5 protein-coding genes are annotated in these 8,227 nt (G+C 71.7%); 4 read left to right on the top strand and 1 reads right to left on the bottom strand.

The window, feature by feature from the left end; translation table 11 throughout:
• Window positions 1–1,845: tetratricopeptide repeat protein (locus tag CCN39_RS30005; RefSeq protein WP_143264204.1), on the top strand; the 1,845-nt coding region annotated here is incomplete at its 5' end.
• Here the strand turns inward: CCN39_RS30005 and CCN39_RS30000 are convergent.
• Window positions 1,779–2,279: a hypothetical protein gene (locus CCN39_RS30000; protein ID WP_086847638.1), complete on the bottom strand. Its 501-nt coding sequence runs from the start codon at window positions 2,277–2,279 to the stop codon at window positions 1,779–1,781. The genes CCN39_RS30005 and CCN39_RS30000 overlap by 67 nt on opposite strands.
• A gap of 111 nt (window positions 2,280–2,390) precedes the next feature.
• Between CCN39_RS30000 and CCN39_RS29995 the strand changes: the two genes are divergently transcribed.
• The 3 genes from CCN39_RS29995 (at window position 2,391) to CCN39_RS29985 (ending at window position 8,150) form a co-directional block, all read left to right on the top strand.
• Window positions 2,391–2,777, top strand: a complete 387-nt coding sequence (locus CCN39_RS29995; protein ID WP_086847636.1) for a hypothetical protein — start codon at window positions 2,391–2,393, stop codon at window positions 2,775–2,777.
• Window positions 2,778–2,940: 163 nt separating this feature from the next.
• The gene (locus CCN39_RS29990) at window positions 2,941–5,388 is read left to right on the top strand and encodes a glycoside hydrolase family 3 N-terminal domain-containing protein (protein WP_086847634.1); all 2,448 of its coding nucleotides are present in this window, start codon (window positions 2,941–2,943) and stop codon (window positions 5,386–5,388) included.
• Between the two features lie 227 nt (window positions 5,389–5,615).
• Window positions 5,616–8,150: an RICIN domain-containing protein gene (locus CCN39_RS29985; RefSeq protein WP_244211064.1), complete on the top strand. Its 2,535-nt coding sequence runs from the start codon at window positions 5,616–5,618 to the stop codon at window positions 8,148–8,150.
• Window positions 8,151–8,227: the final 77 nt, after the last annotated feature.

Below are 8,227 nucleotides of genomic sequence, written 5' to 3'. Positions count from 1 at the left end.
CGCCGCGTCGGGCTGGACGTGCTGGCCCCCGGCGAGGCGGTCGAGCTGCTCCGGGGGCTCATCGGCGAGCGGATCGCCGGGCCGGCGGAGCTCGAGGACCTGGCCGCGCACTGCGCCCGGCTTCCCCTCGCCCTGCGCGTCGCGGCCGAGCTCGTCGCCCGCCGCGGCCGGGTCGGGCTCGAGGACCTGGCCGACGAGCGGCACCGGCTGGACCTGCTGGACGCCGGTGCCGACGCCGAAACCGCCGTGCGGGCCGTGTTCTCCTGGTCCGAACGGCACCTGCCGGCCGCGGCGAACCGCCTGTTCTGGTTGCTGGGCCTGCATCCCGGCCAAGACACCGATGGTGCCGCGGTCGCCGCGCTCGCCGGTGTCGGCCCGCGCGAAGGGCGGCTGCTGCTCGGCGTGCTCGAAGGCGCCCACCTCGTGGAGCCTTCGGGTCCGGACCGCTGGACGATGCACGACCTGCTGCGGGCCTTCGCCCGCGAACGAGCACACCGGCTCGCCGGTCCCGACCGGCGAAGCGCGGTGAAGAACCTTTACGAGTTCTACCTTTCCCGCGCACTGGACGCGATGGACGTCCTGTTCCCGGAAACGGTCCGGTGGCGCCGCGACGACGCCGCGCCGGGCCGCCCGGGGACCCTGTCGGCGGTCGCGGCGAAGGCGTGGCTGGACACCGAGCGGCTCACCCTCGTCGCGATCACGCGCACCGCGGACGGCGAGCTCGCCGGGTACGCCGTCAAGCTGGCGCGGGCGATCGACCAGTACCTGAGCGTCGGCTACCACAACGCCGAGGCGTTCTCGGTCCACCAGCGTGCCCTCTGGGCGGCCGAGCGGCTCGGCGACCGCGCCGGGCAGGCGCGCGGGCTGCTGGAGCTCGGGCGGTCGCACGCCCGGTCCGGCGCCTACGGGGACGCCGACGAGCTCTACCGGCGCGCGCTCGGGCTGTTCCGGCAGCTCGGCGACCACGCGGGGGAGGTGCGCGCCCTGATCGCGCTGGGCCACAACGAAGGCCGGGTCCGCCGCTACCACGACGCGCTCGGCAGCTACGGCAAGGCACTCGCGCTCAGCCGGGAGATCGGCGACCGCGGCCAGGAGGCCGTCGGGCTGGCCAGCATCGGCCAGGTGCAGCACAGCCTGGGCCGGCACGAGGACGCGGTGTCGTGCTACCGGCAGGCCGCCGCGATCTACGCCGAAACGGGCCAGCGCGTCGGCCAGGGACGGATCCTCAACGACCTCGGCAACGCCCTGCAGAGCTACGGGCGGCTGCAGGAGGCGTACGACCACCACCAGCGCGCTCTGCTGATCCTGCACGACATCGGCGACCGCGCGGCCGAATCGATCGCGCACACCGACCTCGGCCGGATCCTTTCGCGGTGGGGGCGGCACGAGGAGGCCCTCGAGCACCACCGCCGGGCGCTCGCGGTGTTTTCGGAGATCGGCGACCCGGTGGGCGAAGCGGAGGTGCTCGTCAACCTCGGCAGCGCCTACGAGCGGATGGGCCGCCACCCCGAAGCGGGTGACGTGCACCAGCAGGCCCAGACCCTGGCCGCGAAGCTCGGCGACCGCAGGCTCGAAGGCACCGCGCTCAACGGACAGGGCCGGGTGGCCCGCGCGACCGGCCGGACGGCGGAGGCGCTCGCGTACCACGAGCAGGCCCTGGCCCACGCCCGGACGATCGGAGACCGCGAGCAGGAAGCCCGATCGCTCGACGGACTGGCCGCCGCCCACACCCGCACTTCGCCCGAAGCCCGCCGGCTGTGGACGGCGGCCCTCCGGATCTACGAGGAGCTGTGCATGGAGGAAGCCACCGAGGTCCGGCAACGGTTGCTCGAACCGCCCGAGTAGCGGACGCGGCTCGCGGCGCATTCCGGGCCGCGCGCGACGAGACGTCGCTCGGCTTCGGCACGAACGGCCTCCCGGCTGAACTGTTCGACGTCCCAGAGCGCCGACTCGTTCGTGCCGAGGGGACGGTAGCGCCGCATGATCGTCACGTGCAGTGGCAGGCCGACCCAGCGGCGCAGGGCGGACCGGTCCGTCCACACCGAGAGCGACCCGGCTCGCCGGCGGAGGGGGTCCATCCACAGGAAGAGCCCCACTGCTCCGGGGAGGCCGTACCAGCCCAGGCTCAGCCGCGTGCCCGCGCGGGCGATGCCGGGCAGCGAACGGAGCGAGTGCATCCGGAAGTCGGTCAGGCTCACGACCACCGGCCCCGCGGTGCGGTGCTCGGGTCCGGGCTGCCAGCGGAACCAGATCCGCGTGGCGGGTGCAGGGAGGTTCATGCGGGAAAAGTAGCGAGGTGCCCGGTCGGGGTGGAGAGCCAAAACCGGGTGATCTCCGGTGATCCAATCGCAGGCCCGCTTCGCCTCTTCCCGGCGGGCTAGAATTCGATCGTGGGTCTCCTGCGGCAGCGGCGGCGGCGCGCGCGGCAGAGTGCGCGCCTTTCCGGTGTGGCAGAACAGATCGGCGCCAGGAACGGCGTCGTCCTCAAAGATCGGTTCTCCGGCGGCAAGGGTCTCAACGGTCCGCTCACCTTGGGGATCATCACCCTTCGGGACGGCTCTGCCGCCGACGTCGCGCAAGCGCAGATCGACGCCGCCGTCGCCGCCGGTTACACCGATCCGCCCCGGCCCCCTTGTGCGAGCGGACGTGGGTGCGGGTTCGTCACCACTCCGGGGCTGCCGATGGTGATCATCGTGACCTACGCGGCCGGAGAAGTCGTTCCCCACCACGGGGTGGTGCCGGAGGGGCAGACCGGTGTCGTGGTGAGCCTGACCTGACCGGACGGTCCGAGGGGCGCGGACACGGGACAGCTCTTGCTTCAAGGTGTGTACGAACAGGCCCCCCGGCCGCCGTTCGGCGCTTTACAGCCCGGCGGTAGCTGCCTACCGTTCGCTCGCACCCATGCGCCGATCCGCGCCGAACACGGCTGAAGGAGGTCAGGTGTTCCGCAACCACAGACGCAGTACCCGCGCCACCGTCACGGTGCTCGCGGCCGCGGTCCTGCTCGCGGTACCCGCGTTCACCGCCAGTAGCAGTGCCGCCGTCGACCTGGGCGTCGCGCCCTGGCTGGACACCCATCGCCCGGTGCCGGCGCGGGTGGAGGCGCTGCTTCGCGCGATGACGCTGCCCGAGAAGGTCGGCCAGATGGACCAGCAGCTGGTCAGCACGCTGACCGACGCGAACAGCGCGACCTGCGGGAACAACGGTTTCAACCTGCCCAATCCCGAATGCATGCGAAAGATCCTGGTCGACGCCCACGTCGGCTCGATCCTCGCGGGCGGTACCGAGAACCCGGTCGACACCACCGGCAAGGGCGGCGTGGGCAACACCGGCTACGACTGGGCCACCGAGTACAACACCATCCAGCAGTTCGCGATCAAGAACTCGCGCCTGCACCTCCCGGTGGTCTTCGGCATCGACGCGGTGCACGGCTTCGGCCACCCGTGGCAGGCACCGCTGTTCCCGCACTCCATCGGCATGGGCGCCACCTGGGACCCCGCGCTCGCCCAGGCCGGCGGCAAGGCGACCGCGGACGCCCTGCGCGCCACCGGCTGGACCTGGAACTTCGCGCCGGTGCAGGACATCGCGCGCGACAACCGGTGGGGCCGCACCTACGAGACGTGGGCCGAGCAACCGGTCCTGTCGGCCGCGATGGGCGCCGCGAACATCAAGGGCATGCAGACGCCCGGCAAGCGCGGTGAGCTGAACGTCAGCGCGACGGTCAAGCACTTCGCCGGCTACTCGCAGTCGATCAACGGCCACGACCGGGCCGAGGCGCTGCTCCCGATGAACTACCTCCAGACGACGATCCTGCCGCCGTACGCGGCGGGGATCGACGCGGGCGCCGGGACCGTGATGGTCAACTCCGGTTCGATCAACGGAGTGCCCGCCACCGCGTCGCGCTACCTGCTGACCGACGTCCTGCGCGACCAGATGCACTTCCAGGGTGTCGTGATCAGCGACTACCAGGACGTCACCGCGTTGCAGACCGCCTACCACATCGCGGCGGACCTCCCGGGCGCCATCGCCGCCGCCGTGAACGCGGGCGTCGACATGAGCATGCAGGTCTCCGACGCGGCCGGGTGGCAGGCCGCGATCCTGCAGGCCGTCGACACGGGCAAGATCTCGCGCGCGCGGATCGACCAGGCCGTGCGCCGCATCCTGACGCTGAAGTTCCAGCTCGGCCTGTTCGATCAGCCGTGCGTGGCCGACCCGGCGAAACCGTGCGTCGACGCGAACGCCGCCAACGCTGCCGTCACCGCGGGCCGCGAGCAGACGCTGAAGGCCGCGCGGGAGTCGATCACCCTGCTGCGCAACGAGAACAACGCGCTGCCGTTGCCGGCGGGTTCGAAGGTCGTGGTGACCGGCCCGAGCGCGGACTCGATGACCAACCAGCTCGGCGGCTGGAGCGTGAGCTGGCAGGGCGTGGCGGGTGCCGGGCACGTGTGCTGCATGGGCCCCGAAAACCAGATTCCACCGGGCACCACCGTGCTGGGCGGCATCCGGGCCGCGAACCCGGCCGCGGTCTACGCGCCGGACCAGGCCAGCGCCGTCGCGGCCGCGGCCGACACCAGCGCCTACGTGGCGGTGGTGGGGGAGAAGGCCTATGCGGAAGGGCTGGGCGACAACCCGGCTCCGGCACTCGCGCCCGACCAGCAGGCCCTCATCTCGGCACTGGAGGCGACCGGCAAACCGGTGATCGTCGTGGTCGTCGCGGGCCGTCCGGTCGGGCTGGGCCCGGCGGAGAAGGCGAACGCGGTGCTGATGGCCTACCAGGGCAGCACGGAAACCGGCACCGCCGTCGCGGACGTGTTGTTCGGCAGGACGAACCCCGCGGGCAAGCTGCCGATCAGCTGGCCGTCCGACGCGCCGGCCGTCGGCGCCGACTTCGCCGGCACGGCCCCGTCCCCGCTGGGGGACCAGCCGAAGTTCTTCGACCAGCTGCCCAGCACCGCCTCCGGTCAGGGCAACGCGTACAACCCGCAGTTCCCGTTCGGGTACGGCCTGTCGTACACGACGTTCACCCACACGAACCTGGCGGTGACGCCGAAGGTCGCGCGCGGCGGCACGGCGACCGCGACGTTCACCGTCACCAACACCGGAACCCGTGCCGGCACCGACATCGTCCCGGTCTACGTGGCCCAGCCGGTGAGCCCGGTGGTCGTCCCGCCGCAACGGCTGGTCGGCTTCGCGCGGGTGACGCTCGACCCGGGCCGGTCCCAGGTCGTGCGCGTGTCCTTCCCGGCGGCGGCGCTGGCGGAAAGCGTGGGCGACATCAACGCGTCCGGCCCGCCCGCCGTGGTGCCGGGCAATTATGTGCTGCAGCTGAACAAGAACACTACGACGCCGTACGCGGTGGACGTGTCGGCGCCGTTCGTCATCCAGTAGCCCCGGCCGGTCTTGCGGGGCGGCGCCGGTGCGTCGCCCCGCAATGGGGTGTGGGAAGGGATTCTGTTCAACGGAATTGCCGGGCCGGTGAAATTTTCAATTCCGGTGATCGGTGAAATTTTCTCCGTCGGGTTTCGCGAATTCCGCCGGTGTCCGTGACAATGGCTTCCTTCCCGACGAGAGGCTCGTGTCATGCGACGACACCTCCGGCCGCCTCGACGTCGCAAGTGGACGGTGTCACCGCGGGCACCGGCGCGCTCGATTCGGTCGATCTGGCCGGGACGTGGAGTTTCACACCGGCGGGCCGGGCCACGACGTCGATCACCGTGCCCGGTGGCGGCTGGTACAAGCAGGGCTTCACCGACGTGAACGAGGCGGTCTACGCGCGCAGCCTGACCGTGCCGGACTCGGGCGTGCCGCAGTCGGTGTGGATCGAATTCGGTGCGGTCAACCACCAGGCGACGCTGTCGGTGGACGGGCGGGTGGTCGCCACCCGGACCACCGCGTTCACCCCGTCGAACTTCGACATCACCGCGTTCGCCGCCCCCGGCACCACGCACACGATCAGCGTGGCGGTGAAGGGCCGCGGGGCGTTGCGCACCAGCGCGGGCAAGTACCTGGTGCCGGTGGCCGCGGACTGGTCGGAGGCCGTGCCGCAGGGCATCTTCCGTTCGGCGTTCCTGCGGACGTACCCGGCGGTGTTCGTCAGCGACACCTTCGTCCGCACGTCGGTGGCGGACCAGTCCCTCGCCTACGACGTGTCCGTCACGAACGCCACCTCGGCCGCCCGGTCGGTGACCCTCACCGGGACGCTCGCCGCGGACGGCGGCGGCTCGTTCAGCTATCCGGCCCTGCCGAGCCGGACGATCAGCGTGCCCGCCCACTCGACGGCCAAGACGACCGTCGGCCCGGTCGCCTGGAACCTCGGCCCGGCCTCGTACTGGTGGCCGAACGTGCCCTACCGCCCGGGGTACCGGGCCCAGCTGCACCGGCTGGCGGTGCACGCGGTCACCGACGACGGGCGCACCAGCGACACCGCCTACCGGTTCGGCTTCCGCGAAAGCACGCAGAAGGGTGAGTACTTCGAGCTCAACGGCGTGCGCGTGAACTACCGCGGCGACAACCTCCAGGGCGCCGACTACGACCGGATCGACCACGGCGGGAAGGGCGACGCCTACGACACGCTGCCCGGGTTCCTCCCGCCGTCGCCGGGCAATCCCGGCTGGCCCCGGGCGGTGGACGACTACCAGCGGCTGAACTTCGACGTCGTGCGGATCCACCAGGAACCGGCCAGCCCGTACATGCTGGACGTGGCCGACGAGCTGGGCCTGATGATCATCGACGAGAGCGGGGTCCGCGGCGGTGCGGAGGACTTCGCCGGCGGGCACGACGCCATGGTCGACCACGTCCGGGCGTTGACGCTGCGGGACCGCAACCACCCGGCGGTCGTCCGCTGGAGCCAGGCGAACGAACCCAGCTTCAGCAACGACTCCGAGCAGTTCGAGCAGGATCTCTACGCGGCGGTGAACGGCGCTGACGGCACCCGCCCGATCAGCGTGGACGCCGCGCCCGGCGCCGACTCGCCCGGCCGGTACCCGAACATGAACCACGCCGACTTCGCGGTCTTCGCGCACTACCTCGACGGCACCGGCCAGTACGGCGAGCGGGTGCCGTCCGTGCCCGGCCGGCCCGACGGCGAGGGCGAGTACGTCTGGCCGAAGTGCAACACCAAGCAGGGCTTCGAGTGGTTCGCCACGGCGACGGCCGCCAAACGCGGCAAGGGCGCGAACGACCTGCGGCCCTACACGCTCCTGTCCGCCTGGGCGGGCGTCATCCCGGGCGTGCGGTCCACGGACTTCACGCCCGAGGAGGGCGGCCACCTCCTCTACGGTGCGGACAACCTGGCCGACCCGTGGAGCAACCCGCAGGTCCAGCGGGTCCAGGCCGCGTTCAACCCGGTCGCCGCGCTCGACCTGCCGTACTGGTCGGCGTCCGGTGTCTCGGACGCCAACGGCACCTTCCCGCTGCCGCAGGCGGTGCCGGGCTACGCCGCCAACGCCCCGGTGACCCGCACGGTCACCGTCTTCAACGACGACCTCGCCGGTACCGCCGTCGACTTCGCCTGGAGCGCCCGGCTCGACAGCCCCACCGGCGCGGTGATCGCGTCCGGCGGCGCGACCCTCTCGATTCCGCAGGGGGCACGGGTGACCCAGCCGGTGTCGTTCACCGCCCCCGCCGCGGGCTCACGGGTGTACCTCGTCCTGTCGACCGCAAAGGCCGGCACGACGACGTTCAGCGACGCGGTCGAGTACTTCACGCTGGGCGGCTCGAACACCGGCCCGGCGCCGGGCACCTACCGGATCGTCAACCGCAACAGCGGCAAGCCGCTCGCCATCGCCGGCAACTCCACGGCCGACGGCGCCAAGGCGGTCCAGCAGACCGGAACCGCGACCTGGACCGTCGGCACCGCTCAGGGCGGGGCCTACACCCTGCGCTACACCGCGAGCGGGAAAGCCCTCGACGTCAACGGTTCCGCCACCACCGCCGGCCTGCAGCTGCAGCAGTGGGCCGTCAACGGCGGCACCAACCAGCAGTGGTACCTGCGCGCCACCGGCGACGGGTACTACACGATCATCAGCCACGACAGCGGCCTGGTCGTCGACGTGTACGGCCAGGCCACCACCGACAGCGCGCAGGTCGTCCAGTGGACGGCCAACAACGGACCCAACCAGCAATGGCAGCTGACCTCGGCCGGTGTATAACGTCCTATTCATCGGCGCTCGGTCCAACGCCCGATATGTCCACAAGCGACACGAAAGAGACTGTCCTCGACGGACGG

The organism is Amycolatopsis kentuckyensis, assembly GCF_002155975.1.
Lineage (GTDB): Bacteria > Actinomycetota > Actinomycetes > Mycobacteriales > Pseudonocardiaceae > Amycolatopsis > Amycolatopsis kentuckyensis.
This window is presented reverse-complemented; position numbering and strand designations above follow the sequence as displayed.